General features: G+C 29.9%; 18 protein-coding genes and 1 other RNA gene. 9 read left to right on the forward strand and 10 right to left on the reverse strand.

Annotation, left to right across the window (positions count from 1 at the left end):
- The first annotated feature begins 3 nt into the window (after positions 1-3).
- Positions 4-609 carry a TIGR00730 family Rossman fold protein gene (locus AJ886_RS05385; protein WP_070276105.1) on the forward strand — a complete coding sequence of 202 codons (606 nt, stop codon included), beginning with the start codon at positions 4-6 and terminating at the stop codon, positions 607-609.
- A complete protein-coding gene (gene mnmA, locus AJ886_RS05390) occupies positions 609-1,625 on the forward strand; it encodes a tRNA 2-thiouridine(34) synthase MnmA (protein WP_070276104.1) in 1,017 nt (338 codons plus the stop codon). Before AJ886_RS05385 ends, mnmA begins: the two co-directional genes overlap by 1 nt.
- A gap of 27 nt (positions 1,626-1,652) precedes the next feature.
- Here the strand turns inward: mnmA and AJ886_RS05395 are convergent, their stop codons facing one another.
- Together AJ886_RS05395 and ffs are read right to left on the reverse strand one after the other, a co-directional pair.
- The gene (locus tag AJ886_RS05395; RefSeq protein WP_070287329.1) at positions 1,653-3,473 is read right to left on the reverse strand and encodes a DASS family sodium-coupled anion symporter; all 1,821 of its coding nucleotides are present in this window, start codon (positions 3,471-3,473) and stop codon (positions 1,653-1,655) included.
- 189 nt (positions 3,474-3,662) lie between these two features.
- Positions 3,663-3,760, reverse strand: an RNA gene (gene ffs / locus AJ886_RS05400) — signal recognition particle sRNA small type.
- Positions 3,761-3,951: 191 nt separating this feature from the next.
- On the opposite strand from ffs, the gene AJ886_RS05405 reads away from it, so the two are divergent.
- Together AJ886_RS05405 and AJ886_RS05410 are read left to right on the forward strand one after the other, a co-directional pair.
- Positions 3,952-4,629, forward strand: coding sequence for a hemerythrin family protein (locus AJ886_RS05405; protein WP_002860894.1), 678 nt, complete (start codon positions 3,952-3,954; stop codon positions 4,627-4,629).
- 2 nt (positions 4,630-4,631) lie between these two features.
- On the forward strand, positions 4,632-6,503 hold the full coding sequence (locus AJ886_RS05410) for a flagellar assembly protein A (RefSeq protein WP_070276149.1): 1,872 nt from the start codon (positions 4,632-4,634) through the stop codon (positions 6,501-6,503).
- Positions 6,504-6,506: 3 nt separating this feature from the next.
- Here the strand turns inward: AJ886_RS05410 and AJ886_RS05415 are convergent, their stop codons facing one another.
- Genes AJ886_RS05415 through AJ886_RS05430 form a run of 4 tightly spaced genes read right to left on the reverse strand, consistent with a single transcriptional unit; the run spans position 6,507 to position 11,319 of the window.
- Positions 6,507-8,144 (reverse strand): flagellar hook-basal body complex protein, encoded by a 1,638-nt coding sequence (locus tag AJ886_RS05415; protein ID WP_070276102.1) that lies wholly within the window; start codon positions 8,142-8,144, stop codon positions 6,507-6,509.
- A 3-nt stretch (positions 8,145-8,147) separates the two neighbouring features.
- Entirely contained in the window at positions 8,148-9,026 is an 879-nt protein-coding gene (locus AJ886_RS05420; protein ID WP_096738025.1) for a flagellar basal body rod modification protein, read from the reverse strand.
- A gap of 58 nt (positions 9,027-9,084) precedes the next feature.
- Positions 9,085-10,980 (reverse strand): flagellar hook-length control protein FliK, encoded by a 1,896-nt coding sequence (locus AJ886_RS05425; RefSeq protein WP_079860502.1) that lies wholly within the window; start codon positions 10,978-10,980, stop codon positions 9,085-9,087.
- 15 nt (positions 10,981-10,995) lie between these two features.
- Positions 10,996-11,319, reverse strand: a complete 324-nt coding sequence (locus AJ886_RS05430; RefSeq protein WP_002868349.1) for a hypothetical protein — start codon at positions 11,317-11,319, stop codon at positions 10,996-10,998.
- Between the two features lie 134 nt (positions 11,320-11,453).
- Here AJ886_RS05430 and typA point away from each other — a divergent pair, with 134 nt between their 5' ends.
- The 3 genes from typA to AJ886_RS05445 all read left to right on the forward strand — a co-directional run bounded on the left by typA (position 11,454) and on the right by AJ886_RS05445 (position 15,130).
- Complete coding sequence (typA, locus tag AJ886_RS05435) at positions 11,454-13,262, forward strand: translational GTPase TypA (RefSeq protein WP_070276100.1); 1,809 nt, start codon at positions 11,454-11,456, stop codon at positions 13,260-13,262.
- A complete protein-coding gene (locus AJ886_RS05440) occupies positions 13,262-13,909 on the forward strand; it encodes a poly(A) polymerase (RefSeq protein ID WP_070287331.1) in 648 nt (215 codons plus the stop codon). Before typA ends, AJ886_RS05440 begins: the two co-directional genes overlap by 1 nt.
- A gap of 177 nt (positions 13,910-14,086) precedes the next feature.
- On the forward strand, positions 14,087-15,130 hold the full coding sequence (locus AJ886_RS05445; RefSeq protein ID WP_070287333.1) for a c-type cytochrome: 1,044 nt from the start codon (positions 14,087-14,089) through the stop codon (positions 15,128-15,130).
- Positions 15,131-15,153: 23 nt separating this feature from the next.
- Here the strand turns inward: AJ886_RS05445 and AJ886_RS05450 are convergent, their stop codons facing one another.
- A complete protein-coding gene (locus AJ886_RS05450; RefSeq protein ID WP_070287335.1) occupies positions 15,154-16,503 on the reverse strand; it encodes a DUF2130 domain-containing protein in 1,350 nt (449 codons plus the stop codon).
- A gap of 104 nt (positions 16,504-16,607) precedes the next feature.
- Here AJ886_RS05450 and AJ886_RS05455 point away from each other — a divergent pair, with 104 nt between their 5' ends.
- Together AJ886_RS05455 and AJ886_RS05460 are read left to right on the forward strand one after the other, a co-directional pair.
- Positions 16,608-17,813, forward strand: a complete 1,206-nt coding sequence (locus tag AJ886_RS05455) for a multidrug effflux MFS transporter (protein ID WP_070286479.1) — start codon at positions 16,608-16,610, stop codon at positions 17,811-17,813.
- Positions 17,800-18,501, forward strand: a complete 702-nt coding sequence (locus AJ886_RS05460) for an SIMPL domain-containing protein (protein WP_002876425.1) — start codon at positions 17,800-17,802, stop codon at positions 18,499-18,501. The genes AJ886_RS05455 and AJ886_RS05460 overlap by 14 nt, the downstream gene beginning before the upstream one ends.
- Positions 18,502-18,530: 29 nt before the next feature.
- Here the strand turns inward: AJ886_RS05460 and AJ886_RS05465 are convergent, their stop codons facing one another.
- Genes AJ886_RS05465 through AJ886_RS05475 form a run of 3 tightly spaced genes read right to left on the reverse strand, consistent with a single transcriptional unit; the run spans position 18,531 to position 25,784 of the window.
- The gene (locus AJ886_RS05465; protein WP_261662648.1) at positions 18,531-20,621 is read right to left on the reverse strand and encodes a pentapeptide repeat-containing protein; all 2,091 of its coding nucleotides are present in this window, start codon (positions 20,619-20,621) and stop codon (positions 18,531-18,533) included.
- A 22-nt stretch (positions 20,622-20,643) separates the two neighbouring features.
- Positions 20,644-22,041, reverse strand: a complete 1,398-nt coding sequence (locus tag AJ886_RS05470; protein ID WP_070287339.1) for a hypothetical protein — start codon at positions 22,039-22,041, stop codon at positions 20,644-20,646.
- Positions 22,041-25,784, reverse strand: a complete 3,744-nt coding sequence (locus AJ886_RS05475; RefSeq protein ID WP_070287341.1) for a class I SAM-dependent DNA methyltransferase — start codon at positions 25,782-25,784, stop codon at positions 22,041-22,043. Before AJ886_RS05475 ends, AJ886_RS05470 begins: the two co-directional genes overlap by 1 nt.
- Positions 25,785-25,901: the final 117 nt, after the last annotated feature.

The following is a 25,901-nucleotide window of genomic DNA, read 5'->3' on the forward strand; positions in this document are numbered from 1 at the left end:
TTGATGGATACAAAAATCATAAAAGATGTTGAAAAATTTGAAAATATACCCGAACTAGAAAAGGCTGTTACTTTTTTTGGTTCAGCAAGACTTAAAGAAGATAATTTTTATTATCAGCAGGCTAAAATTTTGGCACAAAAATGTGTTCAAAATGGTTTTTGTGTGATAAGCGGTGGAGGAGGAGGTATTATGCGTGCAGCCAACGAAGGTGCTTTTTCACAAAAAAATAATACAAATTCAATGAGTTCTGTAGGGTTTAATATATTTTTACCTCACGAGCAAAAACTTAATGATTTTGTAGAATATAATATTACTTTTGAGAGCTTAGCCATACGCAAAATGGCTCTTATTGAAAAGAGTCTAGCTTTTGTGATCTTCCCGGGCGGCTTTGGAACACTTGATGAATTGTGTGAAATTCTTACATTAAAACAATTAGAATTTAAAAAAGATGTTCCTATTGTTTTGTTTGGGAGTGAATTTTGGCGAGGTTTTGATGAGTTCGTCAGAAATTCTTTGCTCAAACTTGAAGTGATTTCTAAAGGAGATGAGTTAAAGTATAAAATCACTGACGACTTGGATTTTATAATTAATACTTTAAAGGAAATTTAATGAAAATTCTAGTCGCTATGAGCGGTGGAGTTGATAGTACAGTCACTGCTTATAAACTTAAAAATTTAGGTCATGAAGTTATAGGTTGTTATATGAAGCTTCATGGCAAACCAAATTACCACGAAGAAAATATCAAAAAAGTAGAAAAAGTTGCAAATTTTTTACAAATTCCTTATCATATTTTAGATTTACAAGAAGATTTTAAAAACAAAGTTTATATGCCTTTTGTAGATACTTATAAAGAGGGTAAAACACCAAATCCTTGCGCTTTATGTAACCGTTTTATCAAACTTGGAAAACTTTTAGAATTTGCTAAAAGTTTAGGTTGTGAAAAACTTGCCACAGGACATTATGCAAGACTTGAAAACAACTTAATAAAAACCGCAGTAGATGAAAGCAAGGATCAAAGCTATTTTTTAGCCAGTGCAGATAAAGAAGCTTTAAAATATCTTATTTTTCCGCTAGGCGAAATGAAAAAAGAAGATGTGAAAAAATTTGCTTCCACTATAGAGGTTTTAAAATCTTTTGCCACTCAAAAGGAAAGTTCTGAAATTTGCTTTGTTGAAGATACTTATGTGCAAGTTTTAGATCAATTTATGGATACAAAAATTCCTGGAGAAGTATTAGATAGCAGCGGAAAAGTAGTAGGCAAACATGAGGGCTATATGCACTATACTATAGGCAAAAGAAGAGGCTTTGAAGTGCGTGGGGCACATGAACCACATTTTGTTTTAAAAATCAATCCCAAGCAAAATCAAATCATCGTAGGAACCAAAGAAGAACTTAAAATCAGTGAATTTAAGCTAAAAAATATCAATCTTTTTATAGATGCTAAAGAGCTTGATTGCGAAGTAAAAATCCGCTATCGTTCAAAATCTACACCTTGTAAGGTAGAAATTTATAAAGATAAAAGTGCAAAAATCACTCTAAAAGATCCTGTTTATGGACTTGCTAGCGGACAAATGGCAGTCTTTTATGATCATGATAAAGTCATAGCAAGCGGTTTTATAGAATAATTTCTAGGAATTAATTCCTAGAAATTATTAATAAAATCCTAAAATTTTCCACCAAATAAGTCCAACAGCTATCATCACTACTATATCAACTATGGAAATCACAAAACCTATACTCCACCATTTTTTAAGAGTTACATAGCCTGTTCCAAAAATAACAGGAGCTGTTCCTGTTGCATAGTGAGTTAATGCCATCATAACATTACCTGAAGCTATCATAATAAAAGCATAAAGAAGTGGTGGTGCTCCTAAAGCAAGCCCTGCACTATAAAAAACAAAAAACATTGCTGATATATGAGCTGTAGTAGAAGCAAAGAAATAGTGCGTATATAAAAAAGCAAGGCTTAAAAATATCATAATAGAAATTTCCCCAAGTCCCATAGCAGAAGCAAATTCACCTAAAACTTCAGCTAAAAACTGAGTAACACCAAGTTTGCCAAGCAAAGTTGCCATCATTACAAGAGCTGAAAACCATACTAAAGTATTCCAAGCAGCTTTTTCAGCCAAAACTTCCCCAAAAGTTAAAACTCCACTAATTAACACCAAAGACAACCCAAGCAAAGCCACGCTAGTCGCATCAAGAGAAATTCCAAAAAACAAGCCCAAAGTTCCAGCCCATAAAAGTAAAAGCGAGACAAAAACACTGAGCATTATTTTTTCACTATTTTTCATTTTTCCAAGTTCTTTCAATTTATCTTTAGCAAAAGTGGAAGCATTAGGCGTGGATTTAATTTCTGGTGGAGAGAGAAAATAAAGCACCAAAGGCATCAAAAGCATAGCAGCTATACCAGGTAAAAACATTCCTAAAGCCCATTGCCCCCAAGTTAAATGCACTTCTAAATTTGTAGCTTGTGCTATAAGATCAACCACCAAAGGATTTGGAGCTGTAGCTGTAATAAACATAGCTGATGAAATAGGATTAGCTTGATAATTTACCAAAGAAAGATAAGTGCCTATTTTATTTTGCGTTCCATCTTCAGGAGTGGATTTAAAACTTCTTGCAATAGCTTGAACTATAGGATTTATGATAGCCCCTGCTCTTGCAGTATTTGAAGGAGTAACTGGAGCTAAAATGGTTTCACAAAAAGCTATAGAATAAGCAATACCTAAGGTTTTTTTACCAAAAATACTGATAAAATGATAAGCCAAACGCTCTCCAAGTCCTGTTTTAATAACTCCACGAGCCACAATAATAGAAATCACTATAAGCCAAATAAGAGAATTTGAAAAACCACTTAAAGCATCTTTTATACCTGTTTTAGATTTTAAATTTGATATAGCAGTATTTACCTTTTCATCTATACTCTTTTGAGATAAAAAATCAAGTGCTAAAGTATTTAAAGCTGAAATTTTAGTCTCATCAATAAGTTGTTGCGTAGAAGTTTTTGAAGTAGCCTTGGTGTAAATTTTACTTAGATTTTCAATCTGGTAATTTATATCTGTGCTTGATTTTAAAATTTCATTAACTTTTGCTTTTAAATTTCTACTTATATTAGCATTGATTAAAGCCTGCAAAATAGTGGCTTCAACTGCCTCATCCATAGTTGTTTTATAGATATTAGAATTATCTCTTAAAACAATTCCCTCAAGAGTTTTTATATGTGTAGCACGCACAGAACTTTGGGTAGTGGTAATGCCGCTAAGAGCTACTATGGCAATAGCTACCATACAAACAGCCCCCAAAGGCATTACTTGTAAAATCACTGCCATAATCACAGCCATAATCACAGCAATAAAAAGCCCAAGAAAATGCCAAGAATTATCTTCCAAACCTACAGGAGTAGGTATAAGCCAAAACACAGCTGCAATTAAAATACACAGCACCAACAAGGGAATTTTCTTTCTATCCATTGTTTATCCTTTGATATTGGTAATGTAATTTGCAATGCTTAAATTCTAGTTAACTAATATTTTAATAAATCTTAAAATTATAATTTTTAAATAAATTTTTAATTTATTGTTACAAATATACATAATTTTTACTTTATAAAGAAGCTAGTCTAATTGAAAAATAAATAGGGAATTTTAAATGAAGAAAACCCTTCCCCAGATAACTGCGGCACACACTAAAATCAAGTGCTCTGCTGTGTTCCCACCCTGAAGCGGTGCTTAAAAATAGCATTGCACAGGTCTAAGAAAAGGCAAAGAAATTATATCATAATATACTTAAAAAGTGTTGAGCTATAAAAACTAAATATAAAAATGTATAAATATGTAACAAATTGGTTATATTTTATATAAATTTTTAAATTTAATTTGCAAAATTATTGTTTTTTTCAAGGAAATACGATTATATAGATATATTATATAAAATTTTTAAGGAAAAATCATGGAAATCAAATGGAGTAAAGATTTTAGCATTAAAAACATACAATTAGATAAACAACACGAACTAATTTTTGAAATTGCTGAAATTGCAAACGATTTAGCTTTAAAAATTCAAGATAATGATGTGCAACACAAAAATGATTTAAAACAAATTCTTACAAAGTTATTCCAATATGTAAAAATTCATTTCAAAGATGAAGAAAAATTTATGGAAAGCATTGATTTTCCTTTAATTGAAGAACATAGAAAATCTCATCAAATATTATTAAAAAAGACTAAAGAACTTTTAGAACACTCAAATGATATTGTTAAAATGTCATTTGAACTTTCAACATTGACCAAAGATTGGATTTTAGATCATTTTGCTATTGAAGATTTATGGATAGCTAACTTCACAAAAAAAGCTCTACATCTTCAAGAGATTCATTATAATCTAGAGCAATACATAAAATTAAAATCAATTAGGCAAGATTTAAAGACTGAAAAAACCTATGATTATATTTGCAACTGTTATTTGCGTACTCATGCAGTTCCACAAACCATACACGAAGAACTTGTTAGCAAAGAAAATACTTTAAAATGTGAAAAATGTGGACAAATTTTAGTGCATTTAGATCATATTGATTTAAATCAAAATTATGAAATGTTAAATCATATCCTCGAAAACATAGGAGTGTAATGATGAGCTATGAAATAAAAACTTTAGAAACTTTCAATCCTTTTGAAAGTTTAAAATATGAACAAGCCAGCACAGATCAAATTCTTGATTTTAGAATTATAGATTTTAAACTTCTGTGTTCTAATATAAAACCAGCAAAAACAAAAACTTATGAAAGAAAGGATTTTGACTTATTTTATGCGGATGATTTTTTTGTAAAAAATTACAATACCATGGTGCAAAAATTTCTTATAGAAATTTATCCAAAAACACAAAAAAATTGTTTCGTGGTTAAGCTTAAATCTAATCCTAGTTTAACTTATCTTAAGGTCAATATTAATTTTTTGGATAATTTTAAATACTATCCAAATTTAAAATTTGACATTTTGCAAAATATTTATAAAGTAATGATCAAGCAAAAATTTTTAATCTTAAGACTTGATAAAAATTTATTTGACAAGATTGATGATTTTATCTTATCAATACAAAAAAATCCATCTATTAAAGAAATAGAGCTTGAAATTGCCAAAGGTGTAGATAAGATTGAACATAAAAGCGATGAAATTATTTATCATAGAGATGTTAACGAAGAATGTTTTGACGAAAATATTAGCTATGATGAAGGAAGCTACTGTAAACCTATTGAAAAAAATGAGCTACTTTTTGAATACATTTATAGAATTCTTGGAAAAGAAGGTAGAAATTTAAGAGGAGAAATCCTTCATTTAAATCCAATAGCTTTTTTTGATAATCCTTTTATCATAAAAGATGAAAGCATTTATACAGAAGAACTAGAAGATAGAATTAAATATTTTAGTGCAAATTATGGATTTTTAAATAAAGACCGATCAGGATATAGCGTTACAAATAATTTAAAATTATCACAAGTAGGACTTAAAACAACCGGTTCAATCAAAACAAATACTGATGAAAATATAAACTTAGAAATCACTAATTTTGATATAAATGATGATGCTGTTAAATCAGGCATTGTAAATGTTCAAGCTTCAGACATAAAAGTAAATGGAAGCATTGGAGCGACAAAACTTTATGGAAGAAATATCAGCATCAAAGGCCTAACTCATGCAAAAAGCGAAATTTTTGCACAAGATATTTTTATTATAACACACAAAGGAACTTTGCAAGCTGATACTGTGTATATAAAAAATTTAGAAAACGGGATAGTTATAGCCAAAAATGTATTTGTTGAAAACTGCATGGGTGGAAAAATAGAAGCAGAAAATATTTATATTTGCAATTTATTAGCAGATAATATCTTATATCCCAAAAAAAATCTAATCATAACAAATAATATAAAATTTAAAAATAATATTGTAATTTCTCCACTAGATTTTATTAACAATAAATCAAACTCAGAAACTGAAAATCTTACAAATTTAAGCCTTAAAACAAAGAGTAAACTTGATAATATCATAAGTCAAATGCAAAATTACTATGATTATCTAATCAAAAATCAAATCAAGATTATCAAACTTCAAAAAACTGAAAAACTTAATGCTATAGATATGAAATTTTCAAATCTTTATCGTGATATCATAAAAAAATATAATCATCTTAGTGTCTTGTATAAAAAACTTATAAAATTAAAATATCATATTGACGCAAAGCTAAATTTTTTAGATGAAATGGTTTATAATGTAAAAATATACATAAAAGCCGAAAATATTGGAGAGGATAATTTTTTAAAATTTTATCCTAAAACAAACACCGAGCTTGAACTAAAGCATCAAATAAATTTAAAAGATTATGAAAAAGTTTTATACCTTGAAAAAGGGCAACAAGCAAGCTATATTAAATCAAGTCATGATTATAGCGAAAGCGACATAGAAGAAATTAAAATTATTTTTGAAAAACTAGAAAAAGATAATTCCTAAAAATTATCTTTTCATATTAATAGCCTTTTGTATCATTTGATCGCTTGTGGTAATGCTTTTTGAGCTTGCATCAAAGGCTTTTTGAGTTACTATAAGATTTGAAAGCTCTACGCTTAAATCAACATTAGATTGTTCTAAGAATCCGCCTTTAAATTTGGCTGTATTAACAATCTGTCCATTTTTCATAATAAAACTTGCTTCACCACTATTAGCTGTTGCAGCAAAGATATTATCGCCCATAGCAGCCAATCCTTGCTCATTGATAAAATTATATAAAGCAAGCTTTCCAACTATAGCATTTTTACCATTGCTAAATTGCGCTACAATACTTCCATCATCAGATATATCATATTGTTTAAAAAATCCTTCGGCTACACCATCTTGCTGTGTAACTACATTTTTTTCAACGCCTTCTTTAATATAAATCCCACTATAACCCGAACCAGGCTTGTTAGCATCATAAGGAGAGCCTAAATCAATATTAATTGTTCCGCCATTTGGGTTTGCAATGCTTGTAATATTGTTTTGAAGCAAAGCACCATTTTTATCAAAAACCATATTTCCTTCAGTTGGATTGCCTACGGCATTGCCATTAGAATCATAAATTTGGGCAATGGCTTTATATTGTATATTATCGCCTTCTTGCGGCAAAACCCTTTCAAGCGTAACCCTTAAAGTACTTTTACTCCCATCTGCATTATAAATAGGGGATTCTAAAATATCTTTATTGGCTTTTTGTTGTTCTGTTGAAATTTGAGCTGTATCAAGCTTAATACTATTTTCATCCAATCCTTTTAAATCAAGCTCATTGCTTTTAAAATTAAGATTTTCATCTAAAGTTGCTTCAAAGCTTGTTTTTACGCCATTATCATCAGTGAAATTTAAAATGATCCTATCGCCCGCTTTAGCACTAAACACATCTTCTTTGCTAACACTACCGCTAACTAAATATTTTCCATCTTCAGTTTTTGTAATGTTAAATTTACCAGGATCAAGATCCACTTTGACCACTTCTGTTGTTGTGTTAGCATTTAAACTTCCACTCCATTTTACATTTTGAGTTACTTGAGGAGGTAAATACATATTCACAGGTACTTTAATAGCCCCTTGAGAAGCAGTTGTGCCTATACTGAAAGAATTATTTGAATTTACGGTAAAACCATTATTTACCGGAGTTCCTGTGTTAAGATAATCCCCCATAAGCCCTGCAACCCTATCGCTATAGTTGATACCGGTAAAAGCAGGGTTCATTGTTCCTAAAACAAAATTTCCATAAGAATCTACCAAATATCCATTTGCATCTCTTTTAAACGATCCATTTCTAGTATAGTAAGCATTACCATCCGCCCCCAAAACCCCAAAAAATCCTTTTCCTTGTAAAGCCACATCAAATTCGCTATCGCTTGCCACAAGAGAACCTTGTTCAAAAACCACATTAGAAGAAGCTGATCCTGAGCCATATCCACCTTGAGCAGGATTAGTTGATTGAGTAGTTATGGTGCTATAAAAAATATCTTTAAATTGAGTATCAGAATACTTAAAACCTGTAGTATTAACATTAGCTATATTATTTGCATAAATATCAATACCAAAACTATTTGTTTTAACTCCAGAAATTCCATTATAAAATGAATTCATCATGGCTTATGCCTTTTCCTCTTTGTCGCCTTCTTCTGTGGATCCAGAATTAGAAGAATCTCCATCACTTGAGTCTCCACCTGAACTATCTCCAACGGAAGTTGAAGATGAACCAAGTTTATAATCACTAATTTCACCAATATCATCAAAACTTACATATTGACCACCCATTTTTGCATAAGCAACCCCATCAACAAATTTAATACCCTCTATAGGATAAGTTCCATAATTTGCAGTGATCTTTTCCCCGTTTTTATTATTATAAACCACTTTAACACTATACTCTCCATCCCCAGCATAAACACCATCATTATTTCTACCAGGCCACTCTAATGTAAATAAACCTTTTGATACTTCTTTTCCCTCATTACTTTTTTCACTAAATACCAACTTATTATTTTTATCATAAACCTCTAAGGTGATTCCTTTATCATCCGAATCTTCAGGCAAATACATTTTTAGTGCAATAACCTCATCTGCGCCTGTTAATTTGACTTTGTTTTCATTTACCGTAGCCATTTTTCCTATAGCTCCCACTGCTGCAGTACTCATACTCGTACTAAAAGAATTGGAAAGTTTTTCCATAGTTTCAACCATTTTTTGCATAGTTGTATTGGTATTTTGTTGCATTTCAAGTGCACTAAGCTGTGAGGTTTGTGTAAGCATTTTATCACTATCCATAGGATCTGTTGGATCTTGATGTTGAAGCTCTATCAAAAGAAGTTTTAAAAACGCATCTTTATCTAAGGTAGCATTTGGATTACTAACCACACCAGAGCTATTGCTACTAGATGAATTATCCACTTTCGTATCCTTGTTGCTTGTTTGGTTAGTATTAGCAGTATTTGTCCAGTTAAGATTGCTATTCCAATTTGTTGTCGCCATGATAAAATCCTTTTTTTACATTCAGTCTTTTTTAATTAAAAGCAATAAGTGTTCCAACTTAGAAATACTTCGCTAAAACAAGCTCTAGATTGACTTTTTCACTTTCATTTTTTCCATCTAAAGTATCTTTAAAACCATATCCACTACGATTTTTTCCTTGATTTTGATTTTGCTCTCTTTTACCTTGATCACTAAAATTCATTTCAAGTCCAGTAAATCCCATATTTACAAGAGAATTTTTAAACTCGACTTGATTTTGGATAAACAAATTCATTGCATTGGTATTGGAGTTGAAATTGATATGAAGGTTATTACCTCTTTGTATCAAAGTTACTTCCACTTCTCCAAGATTATTAGGATTTAGAGTGATACTAAGTTTAGTGATAGGCGCTTTATATTGATCTACAGCCTCTTTTAAATCTTGTGAAAAATACTGCAAAGTCTCTTTAGGCGTGATATTGCGAGCATTGTTTTGTGTTACTTTACTTAAATCTTTGACTAAAGAATTTAAGTCATCTAAATTATTTTTATCTACATTTTCACTGTGCGTTTTTGTTTGCTCTTGAGTAAAAGTTTCTTTATTGGTATTGTTGTTAAAATTAGCATTATTCTCTTTATTTTGAACTGCTTGAGTTTTATTTAAATTTTCAAAATTTAATTTTTGATCAAAGAAATTCTGTTTTATATCTTTATTTTCTTTGTTGTTGTTTTTAGGCTCTTTATTTAAACTAAAATCTTTTTGTGTTAAATTTGAAACTAAATTCTGAGCATCTTTGACAATTTCTTTATTTAAATTTTTATCAAGATTTAAATTTTGATTATTGCTCTTTAAATTTTTATTTTGATCTTGTATATTCTCTTGATTTAAATTGTTTTTTTCTTGATTTTTATTTAACTCTTTATTAAAATCTTTGTTTTCTTTATTTAAATCTTTAAGATTTGTAAGCTCCTGAGTGCTTGCATTGTCTTTTAACTCTTTGTTTAAATTTTTATCTTGTTTTGTACTATCTTTAATCAAATCTTTAAGATTGTTATCTTTATTTAAATTATCTTGGTTTTTTTTATCTTTTATATTCAACTCTTCTGTTAAATTTTTTGCAAACTCATCATTTTTGATATTTTTTAAAGTATTTTTAGCATCTGTGGTATCTTCTTCTATTTTTGATTTAACTTTATCATTTTTTTCGTGTTTGCTTTCTTTGGATGAAAGCATGGAATCTAAATTTTTTAAAGTTTGAGAAAGCAAAGAACCGCTATCTTTAGAATTTGTTTTTTGCGTAGAATGAGTGCTTGTAGTATGAGTTGTATTTTGTAAATTGTGATTTAAATTTTTACTCATATTGGAAATTTTATTATTGATGATTTCTTTAAAAACATTATCCACAGCACCTTTAAAAAAATCGGCCTTATCTAAATTTGGAAAAGTTGCTTTAAGATCAAGAAGACGATCTACTTTAATATTTTTTACATTTAAGCCCAGATCTTTAGCTATGTCCAAAAGCTCACTAAGATTTGATGCGCCTTTTAAAGCATTAAAATTAGCCTCTGTTTTGATAAGACTCGAAAGTTGAGTAGAAAGATTTGCCAGTTTAACATCTGCTGTATCTGTTTTTAGCTTATCCAACAAAGAAAGAATTTGCATAAAAGAAGCAGATTCGAAAATGCTTATCTTATCACTCTCATCAAAAGCTCCTTTTTGAAGTCTGTTCATCGCTTCATTAACAACTTCTTTTTGACTGATCTTCATATGATCAGGTAAAAATTCATTAGTTTCATCGATAGAATTGAGCAAAGAATTTAAAAAACTCTCTGTATCATCTTGAGTTGAATTTTTACTATCGCTACTTTCATGTTCTTTATTTTTACTTGTTTTACTAAAAGAACTACTAGTAGTAGAAGTTTTACTCGGCGTAAGATTTAAAACATCATTTTGCGGAGCTAAATTTGACATCACTTTTCCTTCAAAAAATTATTTTAAAAATTTATCTACCATTACATTAGGAAATTTTTCTTTCAAATAAGAATCTTCATATACTTTAATCATCTTATCTTCATTTAAAGCAGTTAAGATATTTAAAAGCTCTTCTAAATTTTTAGCATTTAAAATTTTCTCTAAATTTTCTTCATTTTCTAAAATTTCTGTAAGCTCGCTTGAAATTCTTGCCATTTTTTCGTTTTTATCTGATCTAAAAGTTTCTAAAAGTTCTAAAACTTGAAGCAAAACTTCATTTTTTCTTTCAGCTAGATCGCTTTTAAATTCAACAAAAATCTCTTCATTTAATGGTTTTGACATTTTAACTTCCTTTTTAAAATTTTAATTTCATAAGTTTTTAAAGCAAGAAGTGTTCCAAGTTTTGATACTTTGTAGTTTAAGTTAAATTTTTGTATAATCTAAGCTTTTAAAAATTTAGCTTTGGAGAAGAAAATTTGGAAAACATTAGAAATATAGCAGTTATAGCTCACGTTGACCATGGTAAAACCACCATGGTAGATGAATTGTTAAAACAATCAGGCACTTTTAGCGAAAGAGAACAAATTTCAGAACGCGTTATGGATAGCAACGATATAGAAAAAGAACGCGGTATTACCATACTTTCAAAAAACACAGCGATCAATTACAAAGGTACAAAAATCAACATCATAGATACTCCAGGGCATGCTGATTTTGGCGGAGAAGTAGAACGCGTTTTAAAAATGATTGATGGAGTTTTGCTTTTAGTAGATGCTCAAGAAGGCGTTATGCCACAAACTAAATTCGTGGTTAAAAAAGCTTTATCTTTAGGGCTTAAACCTATAGTTGTAATCAACAAAATCGACAAACCAGCTGCTGATCCTGAAAGAGTGATCAATGAAATTTTTGATCTTTTTGTAGCCCTAGATGCAAACGATGAGCAACTTGACTTTGCCATAGTTTATGCTGCAGCAAAAAATGGTTATGCTAAGCTTGATCTAAACGATGAAAGTGATAATATGGAGCCACTTTTTAAAACCATACTTGAACGCGTTCCAGCACCAAGTGGCACAAATGACAATCCTTTACAACTTCAAGTTTTCACTTTAGGGTATGATAATTTCGTAGGTAAAATAGGCATTGCTAGAATTTTCAATGGGGTTGTAAAGAAAAACCAAAGCGTAATGCTTGCAAAAGCTGATGGCACCAAAGTAAATGGTAGAATTTCAAAACTCATTGGCTTTATGGGCTTAGAAAAAATGGATATTGAAGAAGCAGGAAGTGGAGATATCGTAGCTATAGCAGGTTTTGAAGCTTTAGATGTGGGTGATAGCGTTGTAGATCCAAACAATCCTATGCCACTTGATCCTTTACACATTGAAGAGCCGACTTTAAGTATAGTATTTTCTGTAAATGATGGCCCATTGGCAGGAACTGAAGGAAAACATGTAACTTCAAATAAAATCGCTGAACGCTTAGAAGCTGAAATGAAAACTAATATCGCTATGAAATACGAAAGCACAGGCGAAGGCAAATTTAAAGTAAGCGGTAGGGGCGAACTTCAAATCACTATTTTAGCTGAAAATATGCGTCGTGAAGGTTTTGAGTTTTGTATGGGAAGACCTGAAGTTATCGTAAAGGTTGAAGATGGGATTAAAACAGAACCTTTTGAACATTTAGTTATCGATGTGCCTGAGGAATTTAGCGGTGCAGTAATAGAAAAACTTGGCAAAAGAAAAGCTGAAATGAAAACCATGGCGCCAACAGGCGATGGACAAACAAGACTTGAGTTTGAAATTCCAGCACGCGGACTTATAGGTTTTAGAAGTCAGTTTTTAACCGATACCAAAGGCGAAGGCGTGATGAATCATAGCTTTTTAGAATTCCGTCCTTTTAGTGGCGCGGTTGAAAAGCGTAATAATGGAGCTTTAATTTCTATGGAAAATGGCGTGGCTTTAGGGTATTCTTTGTTTAACCTTCAAGAGCGTGGAGTGCTTTTCATAGAGCCTCAAACTAAAGTTTATACCGGTATGATTATAGGTGAGCACTCTCGTCCAAATGATTTAGATGTTAATCCTATCAAAGGAAAGAATCTTACCAATGTAAGAGCAAGTGGAAGCGATGATGCAATCAAGCTTGTACCACCTAGAAAATTAAGCCTTGAAAGAGCTTTAGAGTGGATAGAAGAAGATGAACTTGTAGAAGTTACACCTGTAAATGTGCGTGTTCGCAAACGCTATCTTGATCCAACTCAAAGAAAAAGAATGGAAAAAGCAAAATCTTAATGGATTTAAAAAGCTTAGAAAATAATAGACTTTATATACTTAAACGCTTAGGAATCTTAAAATTCCTAAGCATTATCGAAGCCTTACTTGTAGGCTTTTTAGCCTTTGTTTTTATAAGAGATGCCTTAATTGCAGTAATTTTAGCTGTTTTTGTAGGTGTTTTTTTCTTTCGTTTTACAGCCAAAAAACTAAAACTCGCACAAAAAGAATTACAAATTGACGCTTTAAATTTATTTTTGCGTCGTTTTAGGGCGAAATTTAAAAAGCAAAGTTTAAGCCAAAAAGACTTTTTAAAACTAGGACTTACAAAGGATTTGAAAGAATTTAAAAGTCAAAACTGCTTTGAATTTAAGGATTTTAAAATTTATGATATTCAGTTTTTGGACGAAAACAAACGCTTTTTTTGCGGAATTTTACTCGAAATTTTAAGTGCAAACAAAAATCCTAGCTTTGAAAATGAAGAACAAATTTATATCAAACTTCAAGATAAAAATTTCACTTTAAATCATATCTTTTCTAAAGAAAATCATTATCTTATCGCTACTTTAAGCAATCCTTTCTTTATAGATATAAAAAAAGATTTAGAAAAAAATTTCAAAAATCTAGAAGAAAATCTAAACTCTATAAAAAACAAACTATTTAAATAATTAATATAAAGTTAATATCATAAAATTTTAATAAATATTAATTATATACTTTAAAAATATATTACTTTTAGTAACACTTTAAAATTTAATTTTATTTAAATTATTCTTATTATGCTTAATATTTAAGAAAAAATACATTAAAATCAATTTGAACTGCAAATAAAAAGGAGGAAAATCATGAAAAAACACATTTTATTGCTTGGCTTATGTCTTAGTTTGAGTCTTAGTGCTAAAAGCGTGAGTGATTACAAAGTAGGAGAAGAATTAAGCGACAAGGAAGGAGTAGAGTACTTTAAGGAACTTTCCAAAAGACCTGTGCAAGAATGGCCAAATAAAAATTTAAGCATCAATGATGTTCCAAAAGGCAAGCAAGGGGATTTAATCCGTTATGGCATAGAGCTTTTAAGCAAGACAGAAAGCACTCTAGGACCCTATAGCAAGCTAAAAAAGACAAGCAACGAAGTAAATTGTATTTCCTGTCACATGGACAATGATGGCAATGGTTTGCCAGGGACAAAAAAATATGTAATTCCATTTTTAAATGTCCTAAACAATTATCCAAGACTTGACATAGAAACAATGAAAATCATCTCCGTTGAAGATAGAATTCGCGGAATGGGCGGAACTGACTCTCATAGATTTCCTAATGATTCTAAAGAAATGAAAGCAATTTTAGCTTATTTTAAATGGCTAAAAGAAGCCTATGGTATCAAAGACGGCGTAAAGCTTGAAGGAGATTTTTTTGCTAAGATGAATTTTCCAAATCGCCCAGCTGACCCTGTGCGTGGAAAAAAACTCTTTGAAGAAAATTGCGTTGCTTGCCATGGCGAAAGAGGACTTGGGGTAAAAAATGATAATTACGAACAAGGTAGCGGACATTTATATCCATCTTTACTTATCTATCCCGATGGTGGACACATGGCTATGATACCATTTTTAGCAAGATTTTTAAAATCAGCCATGCCTTTTGGTGCGAGTGCGGATAATCCTATATTAAGCGATGAAGATGCACTAGATATAGCAGCTTATGTCAATACAGGTTTTGTAAGAATGCCTATAACCGCTACAGAAAATCGTGCAGGACTTGATACAGCTTATAGCAAATCCCCATCATTAAAACCTGAGTATTTTGCCTCACCACAACAAAATTTAGACCCTAAAGAATACATAAAAGTAAAATACGGACCTTGGAAAAATCCAAATCACTTCCCAGGAGAATGATTAATTTTGGGCTAAGCCCAAAATTAATCCTCATCTTTGGCTAAATTTTCAAGACTTTTAATCCCTTCTTCGCCTATCAAATTTCCACCTTGTAAGTCGCTAAATATCGCATTTAAAGAACTCACTATGGCAGTGGAATTAAAACTTAGATTTTCTATAGCTCTTTCTCTTTTTTTCCATATATTTTGCAAAGCCCTTTTTTCAGCTTCTAACTCTTCTTTCATATTTTGGTAAGTTTTGAGTATAAAAGTGATTTGCGTGTTAAATTCCTTAGAATTTAAGTATTCGTATAAAATGTGATTTTTTTCATCTTTGTTTTGTAAAGCATTTTTGAGTTTATAAGAATTTATAATGCTTTCTCTAAGCACTGCTAAAACACCTTTGAATTCATTAAAAGTACAGATCAAAATTCCTTCTTTAAAATGCGTTTTTTCTTTATCTTTTGGCATAGTTTTTGTGATCAAAACCGCTATATCACTTTTTGCAGCTATGCTGTCTAGCTTAAGCTTATCCAGCCATTCTTTGTTGAACTCTTTAGTGCGTTTGCTCTCATATAAAATACTTCCGCAAATATTTCCAAAATTATCCTTTACTATATGCAGACAATCGGCTCCATTTACGCCCTTTGGCACTCCTTTTACTTCATCACTTAAATACTCACTTTGTATGTATTCTTCTATGAGTAGTTCGGCTGCTTCGCCTTGGAGTTGCTGTGAGCCTTGTTCTATCCTGCGTTGTGCGTCTTCTAGCTTTTGAGCTACGCTTTTAAAATTCGTTTCTAGTTCTTTGTATTTAAGATCTTGCTCTTGAGTGCTTTTTTGAAATTCAAGACGCATTTTTTCTCTTTCAAATTCCAAATTTTTGTTTTCTTGTTCTTTAAATTCTTTAAAAGCCTCTTCTTTAGCTTGAAATTTCAATCTTTCTTCATTTTCTTTTTGTTCTCTTTTGAGTCTTTCATTTTCAGCCTTTATGCTTAAAAACTCGCTAAGCTCTTTGCTTTTTTTCTCGAGTTCTTCTTGCATGATTTTCATTTCATTTTCATGCTCTTTGTTAAATTTCTCGCTGAATTCTTTTTGGAAATTTTGCTTTTGTGTAAGAAGTTCTTGTTCAAATTTTTGCTTTTCTAAAAGAAGCTTTTGGCTTACTTGCTCGCTTATGAGTTTTTCTTGTTCTATCTTTTGAGTTTTTAAATCATTTAAAGCTTTGGTATATTCAGCTCTTTTGGCATTTACCTCATCATCAAATTCTTTTTTTTGTTTTAGCATTTCTTGCTTAGCTTTATCTAAAATTTGAGCATATAAAGCAGTACTGATATCGATAAAACTTCCACAACTTGGGCATTTGATTTGTTCATTTTGGTTTAAATTTTGCATAAAAAATTTCCTTAGAATTTTTCTCTAAATTTAACATAGAAAAACAAAGATTATTCTAAGATTGACTTGTTAAAATCATTCTTTTAGAATAATTAGGATTACAAATGCAAAAACACACCAAAATTCACGGCTTTGCCAAATTTAAACTTATCATTATCCTTGCTTTGATGTCAAGCATAGCACCACTTTCTACAGATATGTATTTGCCTGCACTTTCTCATGTGGAGCAAAGTTTTCAAACTAATTCTTTTTTAACCCAACTTAGTATCGCAAGTTTTTTTATCGCTTTTGCTTTAGGACAGCTTATATATGGGCCTTTAAGTGATATTTTTGGGCGTAAAATTCCAGCTTTGGTGGGGATATTTTTCTTCATCATTTCGAGTTTGTTTTGTGTGATTATCGATGATATTTATGCTTTTATCGCTTTGAGATTTTTTGAAGCACTTGGGGGATGTGCAGGTGTGGTTATCGCAAGGGCTATTGTCAATGACTTGTTTGAGATCAAAGAAGCTGCAGGAATTTTTGCTTTGATGATGGTTTTTAGTTCTCTTGCTCCTATGCTTTCGCCAACTTTTGGGGGAATTTTGCTAGAGTATTTTTCATGGCATAGTATTTTTGCGACTTTGTTTGCTTTGGGAATTTTGCTTTTTTTGATGATACTTTTTGGCTTAAAAGAGTCCGCACCTCATCTTAAAAACAAAAAATTTTCCCATCATGAAGCGATGAAAAGCTACAAATTTGTTTTAAGCGATAAACGCTTTTTGGTTTATATACTATGTGCTTCTTTTGCTTTGGCGGCGATGTTTGCTTATATCACAGGATCAAGCTTTGTTTTTACGCAGTTTTTTGGCTTAAGTGAGCAAAAATTTGCCTTGCTTTTTGGGGCAAATGCTTTAGGTTTTGTCATCTGTGCAAATATAAATGCGAGATTGGTTTTAAAATACGAAAGCGAAAAAATTTTGGCAAAAGCTTTGATGATAATGTTTATATCGACTGTGATTTTACTTGTAAATGCCTTTTTTCATCCAAATTTCCTGCTTTTTGAGCTTAGTATTTTTACAAGTATCGCTATGCTTGGTTTCATCGCACCCAATACCACGACTTTGGCTATGGCAAGGTTTAAAGAACATAGCGGAACTGCTTCTGCGGTGCTTGGAACGGTGCAATTTGGTTTTGCAGGCTTTATCTCCTTCGTGGTTGGAGCTATCAATGCAAATACACCAATAATCCTTGCTTTTGTGATGTGTGCTTGTGTGTTGGTTGCTAATGGAGTGTATTTTTTAACTAGGAGAAAAAATGAAAACAAATAATATCTTTATGGCTTTAGCCATAGTTTTGGCAAGTTTGATTTTAGCTTTTGGATTTAACAAGGCTTTAAGTGATTTTAAAACACTTGAAAGAAGTGTAAGCGTAAAGGGTTTAAGCCAAAAAGAAGTCGAAGCGGATACTTTGATACTTCCTATAAAATTCACAAGATCAAATAATAATCTTACAAATTTATACGAAGAACTAGAACAAGATAAAGAAAATATCATCAAATTTTTAGAAAAACAAGGCGTAAAAGAAGATGAGATCAGCTACAATTCGCCAAATATCATAGATCGTTTAAGCGATCCTTATAGCAACGACACTCAAGCTACATACCGATACATAGGCACTGCAAATTTACTCATCTATACTCAAAATGTAAAGCTTGGAAAAAGCATACTAGAAAACATTTCAAGTCTTGCAAAATTTGGCATAGTAACGAAAATCGATAATTATGACATAGAATACCTTTATACTAAACTCAATGAGATAAAACCACAAATGATAGAAGAAGCAACGCTCAATGCTAGAAATGCAGCGATAAAATTCGCACAAGATTCAAACAGCCATCTAGGCAAGATAAAAAAGGCTTCTCAAGGGCAATTTAGCATCAGCAACAGAGATAAAAACACCCCTTACATCAAAACCATAAGAGTGGTTTCTACTATAGAATACTACTTAAAAGACTGATGATAAAATTTCAAGCTAAGCTTTAAGGCTTAGCTTGGCACTATGGAATTTTTTCGTGCGGTTTTTTGGAGTGAGAATATACAAAGCAAAAGTATAATGCTATATAAAACACTAGTGGATTTTATGGTATTTTCTGTAATCTTGTCTTGATTTATAGTCTTTAAAAGTTCTGTATATTTTTCTCCTAAAACTTCCTTGGCTATATTTAAATTCGCATCGTTTAATTTTAAAAGATTTTCTTTGTTTGCTACTATCAATGCTTTAGCTGAATTTAACTCTGTAAAAGAAATGTTTCTATACTCTTGATGTAGGTTAAATTCTTTAAAAGAAATTTTTGCAAGATTTATAATGGCACTGGCATTTAAATCATTTAAACTTTTTTCAAATTGACTTTCATAAAGTTTGCCTGATGAAAATACACCTGTAAAAGGGTTTATAAGTTGTGAGCCATTAATCAAAAAGAATAAAAATACTAAATATAACATAAATTTAAATACTATATTAAAAATAATATTTTTAATGTTAAAAAAGAAATAACATATATATATGCTTAATATATAACACATTACTAAATATAAAATTGTCTTATATTCATTAGTTTTATAAAAATAAGTTACGAGATATAAGACTATAAACACCATAGCAATAATAAAAAATATTGATTTTGCAAAAATGCTTTTTTTTCTATTAAAATAAAACATGATGCAGCAAAGAAAAACTAATATACCGATGATAATAAAGATAACGCTCGATTTCAATTCGTTAAAAAATTTACTATAAGGTTCTATACAAGCTTGACAAAAGAAAATAAACACCCCATATAAAACAATCATCCCCACAGTAAAATTTAAAATTTTTAAAAAGTCATTATGATGATCGCTAGTATTTCTATACACATTTAACAAAACACAATTAAACCATATTAATATATTCTTAAATATATCAGCATTTTTTTCTCTGTCTTTGACGCTTAAATTTATATGATTTTCTTTCTCTTTCGCATAAAGCTCTAACTTGTGCCATTCTTGAGCTTCTAAGGTATTATTTTGAGTGATTAAAACATCTTTTATGACTCTGAAAGAATCTTTTAAATGTTTGGCACATTTTAATTTACAATTATTATTACGCTGTTCTTCTGTTATTTCTTGTTTATTTTCACACGTCTCATCTTGATAATTATCTTCTATATATTTCTCCACTGATTTAAAATCTAGCTTATCTATATCGACATTGATTAAATTTACAGCTTTTTGCTCTTTAAAATAACAAGCACTGAAATTCGGAATCTTATGAAACTTTACTCCATAAAAACAAGCTATATCATCAAATTCACACTCGTGAAAATCAGCATAACTATAAAATTCAGAATTATTAAAATAAACATTATCTTTAAAATGAGTATTTGAAAAATTTAATTTTGTTGTATTATCTTTATCCTTATATCCAAAATTAGAATCTACAAAATAACATCTATTTTTAAATTTATTTTTCCACAAATTTATTTTTTCTATAGCACAGTTTTTTATAAAAAGATATCCTTCAAATTTGTTTTCTTGCAAATCTAAGGATGTGATTTTTTTATCTTGATTATCATGGCAATTTATAAAAACCAAATGATCTAAAAATTGGTTTTGATGTATGTCTAAGTCATTATAAAACGCACACTGATTAAAAGTTAATGTTTTTTCAAAAATAATATTTTTTAATTTGATTAACAAGTTTTCAAAAGTACAATTGTAAAAATATAGATGGTTTTTAATTGTCTCTATATTATCTTTTTCCAAGTCTTTTAGCTTAATTGCACATAAATCAATATTACAATTATTAAAAATAACATTACACGGAATACTTTTTATCTTATCATATGACAAAGATATATCTATTTTGCCGTCTCCTTCATTGCAAATCAAATACCATTTTTCATCACTAGAAAATAAATCATCCCTTTGCCTAAAGTCTTCTTTTTCTTTTATTTTTTTTATTGCTTCTTGTTCTGTATCCTTAGCATCTAGAATAAATATATATCGTTTATCTATAGATAAAACTTTGGACAATTCCTCAATATCAGCAGTTTCTTTGCCATCACTTTCACTCTCATGATTTTTAAGTGTTTCTTTCATCATTTAATCCTTTCTATCTTTTTTAACTTGGCACTATGGAATTTTTTCTAATTGTCTTTATAAAAGAAAATGCAACAAAACCAAAAACGATTGTATAAATTCCACCAAGCACACTAAGCGGATCTAACATAGCTCTTTTATCTGTAAAAATTCCCATAGCGGGGATAAGAATTTTTGGTGAAACCGCTAGAACCAAAAGAGTTATCACATAAGATATGATTATAAAAAATTCTCTCATATATTTTAGACATAAAGCAAATCCAACTAAACCCAAATAAGTAAAAAGTATCATAAGATTTATTGCCATCATAAACAAATAATTATCCTGTATGATAGAATTTATATGATGATTATAAAAATCCAATAAAAAATACCAATGCTCCAAAATAGGCTTATATCCAAGACTATAGCTAAAACCAACAACCATCGCAACGCTTGATATCACAAAAATCCCTATCACCAAAATAAGCGAATTTAAACTTTGTAAAATATCCGTATGATGATCGCAAAGCTTACGATAAAAGATAAGTTGCCATTTGTCCATCTTGTCTTTAAGGGTTTTATATTTTTTATTTTTTAGCTCTATTTCTTTACAATAAAGCTCGTATTTATGAAAATTTGAAGCATCTAAGGCATTGTTATCTTTTATCAAAGCACTTTTAAAAGTCCTAAAAGAATCTCTAAAATCATTTGCAAATTTATCTAAGGATTTTTGATCTTCTTCTTTTTTATTTTTATTAAACTCTTCATATTTTTGTTTGATTTTTTCTTCTAAATTATCAAAAGTAAAATTTAAATTTGCATTTATAGCATTTAAATTTCCTTTTATAATATTTTGAAAAAATATAAAAGATTTTTCAAAATTAGCTTCATAAAAAGATAAATTTTCAAATGAGTTTTTAAAAAATATACATTCATAATTAAAGCTATTAGCATTAAAATAAGCTTCTTTTGTAAATAAATTATTGCATATACTAATATTTTGTATTGAATTTTCTTCAAAATTAAAATTTAAAATTTTATTTTCAAAAATACTTACATCTTTAAAAATATTTTTACAAACATTTATTTTATATATTTCTTTTTTTACCCAAAAAATACCAAAATCTTTTTCAAAAATACTATCTTGAATTGAAATATATCCATCAAAATTATTTCTTATTATAAAACTGCTTTCAAAACAACACATTTTAAATTCTAAAGATTTTGTTGTAATTTCTAAAATTAAATTTGGTATTGTACATCTATAAAAATACAAATTATATTCTTGGAAAACTTTAATATTATCAGCAATAACAGGTATAACGCAATCATTTATTTGGAATAAATCAGAATGCTCTATATATAATATTTTATCTTTTTGTATATTTAGTTTTTCAGCTATGTCTGCTATTGCTTGTTCTTTTGTTAGTTCTTCCATTATTTCCTTTCTATGATTTTTATCTCATCATCAGTGAGATTGTAAAGTTTATAAACCAAAGAATTGATTTTGTTTTCTAGTTCTTGGGTGTTTGCGTTTTTGTCTTGCTCTTTGGCTTTTAAAATCTCATCGACTAAATTTATAAGCTCATTGGCTAATTTTTCATTTTTTGAATTTATTTTTGGTATAGGAAGTCTTTCTATTTTATCTTTAGCTCCATAAGCATAAGAACCTGTTTGTATTAAATTTGTTTTTAAAGTAATTAGCCATTTATAACAATTAGAATTCATAAAAGCTAATATATACTTCAAACTAAAAACATCTAAAGTCATCATAAACAAAGAATTATTAAAAAATATATGTTCTTTAATATAAGAAAATAAATATTCTCCGCTTACTGGGTTCCAAACTATCTTTTCCTTTTCAAATTCATCTAAATAAGCACAATTTCTAAGATTATAAGGAGTCAAGCCTTTATCAGCTCTTTTTTCTAATTGTGGATAAAATTCATCAAAATACTTTTTTAAACTAGGATAATACTCTATATTTATCGCTTCTGTTTTTTCTCCATTTTTGCTTTTATAGCCATTGTGAGTATTTATCACCCAAAGCCCCGCCCATTCATAGCTATATCTTTTTATATCGCGTCCGCGTAGCATTTTGCGTATGAGTTTGGCGGTGCGTTCTTTTTCAGCTTCATCTTTGCAATTTGCTAAAATTTCATTTCTTTTTTCAGTAGTGATGATAAAGGCTTCGTTATAGCCTGTTTTTATCCCATAGTTGATATTAAGCCCATACCATTCTTTAAGCGGAGTTCCTATGCGTTCTATCTTAGCCTTTAAAGCACTAGTATTCTCATCGCTAAAAGTGAAGCTTTCTTTGCTTAAAGAATTTTGCGAAAATTCTGCAAAGTCCTTATATAAGCCGATGTTATAGACACAAGTTTTTAAAATTTCATTGTTTAAAGAAAGGTATTTGAATTTATTATCTTTGCTTTTTAATTTTTCAAAACAAAGTATGGAAGTATCCACCGTAGCACTATCAAAAACTTTTATGCCGTTTAAATCAGTATATTCTAAAAACTTAACATTTTTAAGCAAAAATTCACGCAAAGCTTCCCCATATCCTGCACGCGTGTATTTGTTAGAAGTGATATAGCTCAATACCCCCCCCCTATCTTTTAAAACATTAAATCCTAGCTCATAAAAATAAGTATAAATATCACTCGTGCCTTTATAAACTTTATAGTTTTTAGCTAGATGAGGTTTTAGCTCTTTAAGCTCTTCTTGTCTTATATAAGGCGGATTGCCGATGATGAGATCAAAGCCTTTGAAATTTCCTTCATCGTCCAAAATTTCAGGGAATTCAAAACGCCATTCAAAAGGATGATTGCTTTCTAGGTTGAAGATATTGTCGTATTCTTTTTTAAGATTTGCAAATTCTTTTGTGGCTTCTTTTTCATCAAAACTGAATTCAAACATATTTTTAGAAAAAAAGCTTTTAAATTTTTCATCGTGATGTTCATTGGCTAAAAAATCGCCGTATTTTTTAGAATACTCGTTTGCCCCATTTGTGAGCTGTTTGATCTCTTTGTTAAATTTATCTTTCAAACAAAAATTTTTAAAGCTTTCTTGGAGATTTTTTATTTCCTTGGCAATGAGATTTTTATCTGTGTAAAAGCCTTCTTTATAGTCTTTTACTATGCGTTTGTATTTGCCCATACGTTCTTTGATGTTAGGGTAGTGGCTTAGGCTTTTGCCTGTTTCAAAGTAAGATACCAAAGAATTTCCGCATTTTATGTTTATATCGATGTTTGGCAGGGTTTTAAGATCGTGATAATTCTCATCATCAAAGCTTTGATAAAAACTATGTTTTAAAAGCTCTATCCAAAGCCTTAGTTTGGTGATCTCGCATGAGTTAGGGTTGATATCGACTCCAAAAAGGTTGTTTTCTATGATGTCTTTTTTGGTATGAAAAAGTTCTTGCTGGATAAGATGGGCTTTATCTTTAGGCGTGCTTGGGCGTTTATACTCTATAAACTCGCCCTTTCTACCCGTGATGAGAATTTCATCGTTTTGCACTTCTAGGTAAAACTCTTCATCAAAAAGATTTAGCTCATCATAAATGCTTAGCATAATATTTAAAGCAGAAACTAAAAAATGCCCACTTCCCACCGCAGGATCGCAAATTTTTATAGAATTTAAAAGCTCTTTTTGTGCTTTTTTGTCTTCTTTTCTTAAAGACTTTCTTAGTACGCTTATATTTTTAGCATCAAGATCAAATTGAGCGTTGAATTTATCAAGCACAACTTTTGTGATGCTTTCTTTACACATATAAGAAGTGATAAAGCTTGGCGTGTAAAAGCTCCCTTCTTTGTAGCCATTGAGTTTTTCAAATACATTTCCTAAAACGCTTGAGCTTATGAGTTCTTTTTGACTTAAAATTTCGCTTTGCTCATCATCGCTACCAAAATCAAAGCTATCCAAAAATTCAAACAAGTATTCTAAAAGCCCCACTTGTCCTTTTTTAGCCTTGCATTTATCATCTTTTAACACGGTGTTTTTATAGTAAAAAAGCTTTAAGTCATTGCTTAAGCTTGAAATTTCAAGTGTGTTTTCTATGCTTTGTTTTTCAAACAAAGAAGAATTTAAATAAGGCAGATAAGCAAATTCGCTTTTCTTTCTTGTGCTTTTTTCTTTGGCTAAAACTTCAAAGAAAAGTTCACTAAGCTTGTCAAAATCAGGGATTTTTTTGAAATTTAAAAATTTCAAATTTTTATCATCATTAAAACGCACCAAATTTGACTCTATAAGCTTTAAAAACAAAATGCGATTAAGCCATAAGATTAAAAGTTTTAAGATGGTTTCAAAATTTTCTTCTTGTAGTTTGGAGTTTATAGCGGTGTAGAAAGTTCCTTGTTCTTCTTTGCTTTCTTCGCTTTTTGCGATGATGAGTTTTGAGTTTTGTTTGCTCTCATAAAGCCCTAAGATGTATAAAAGTTCTTTGTAAAAAGCGTTGTTGAGTGAATTTGCATCGTTGGGGTTAAACTCACCTAGCAAACAATCCTTGCTAAAAATTTTAAACAAAGGCTTAAGCTTACTAAAGCTTAATTTATCTTGCTCTAAGATAGGTTTTAAATCTACAAAAAGTCCTTTTAAAGTGCTATAGCCATTTAAAATTTTTTCAAATTCTTTATAAATTTCATCGGTATTGCCTTTAAAAAGCGAGTTTTTGCTTTCAAAATTTTCAAAAGCTTCTTTAAAATACTTGTTTTTGTTAAAAAGCTCTTCAAACAAATCCGCCTTAAAGATAAAAAAGCTATAAAAATCCGTGATAATGATGTGCTTAAGCGATGAATTTAGCGCTTTTCTTTCGCGAAGATAGTATAAAATGCACTCATGCAAAGCCTTGCAATTAGGTTTGCTTGGGCTAAAAAATTCTCTAGAATTAGGCAATTTTGCTTCGATGATGACTTGAGTAAGGCCATCTTTTTTTAAGGCTAAGTCTATACCACTGTTACCTTTGTGTATGCTTTTGACTTCGCATTGAAAAGATAAATTTTCAAAAAATTTGCTAAGAGCGTTTGCCACAAGGGAATCTTCGTTGTTTTTGAGATTGTTTTCTAAATTTATTTTATAGTCTTTTAAAGTTTTGATAAATTCGTTTAGTTCTATTTCTAAGATAGGCTTTTTGCGGTGGTAGGGATTTAAAAATTCTTTTTCATTTATAGCTTCAAATTTCATATTGCACTTTCAATAAATTTTAAATATTTTAGCAAAAAAATCTCAAGTTTGGTATAAAATTTAAAAGTTACTTTTTGTAATTTTATAAAAAAATAATTATATAAAATGAGAATATTT

The sequence above is a fragment of the Campylobacter sp. BCW_6465 genome (assembly GCF_001762815.1).
GTDB classification, from domain to species: domain Bacteria; phylum Campylobacterota; class Campylobacteria; order Campylobacterales; family Campylobacteraceae; genus Campylobacter_D; species Campylobacter_D jejuni.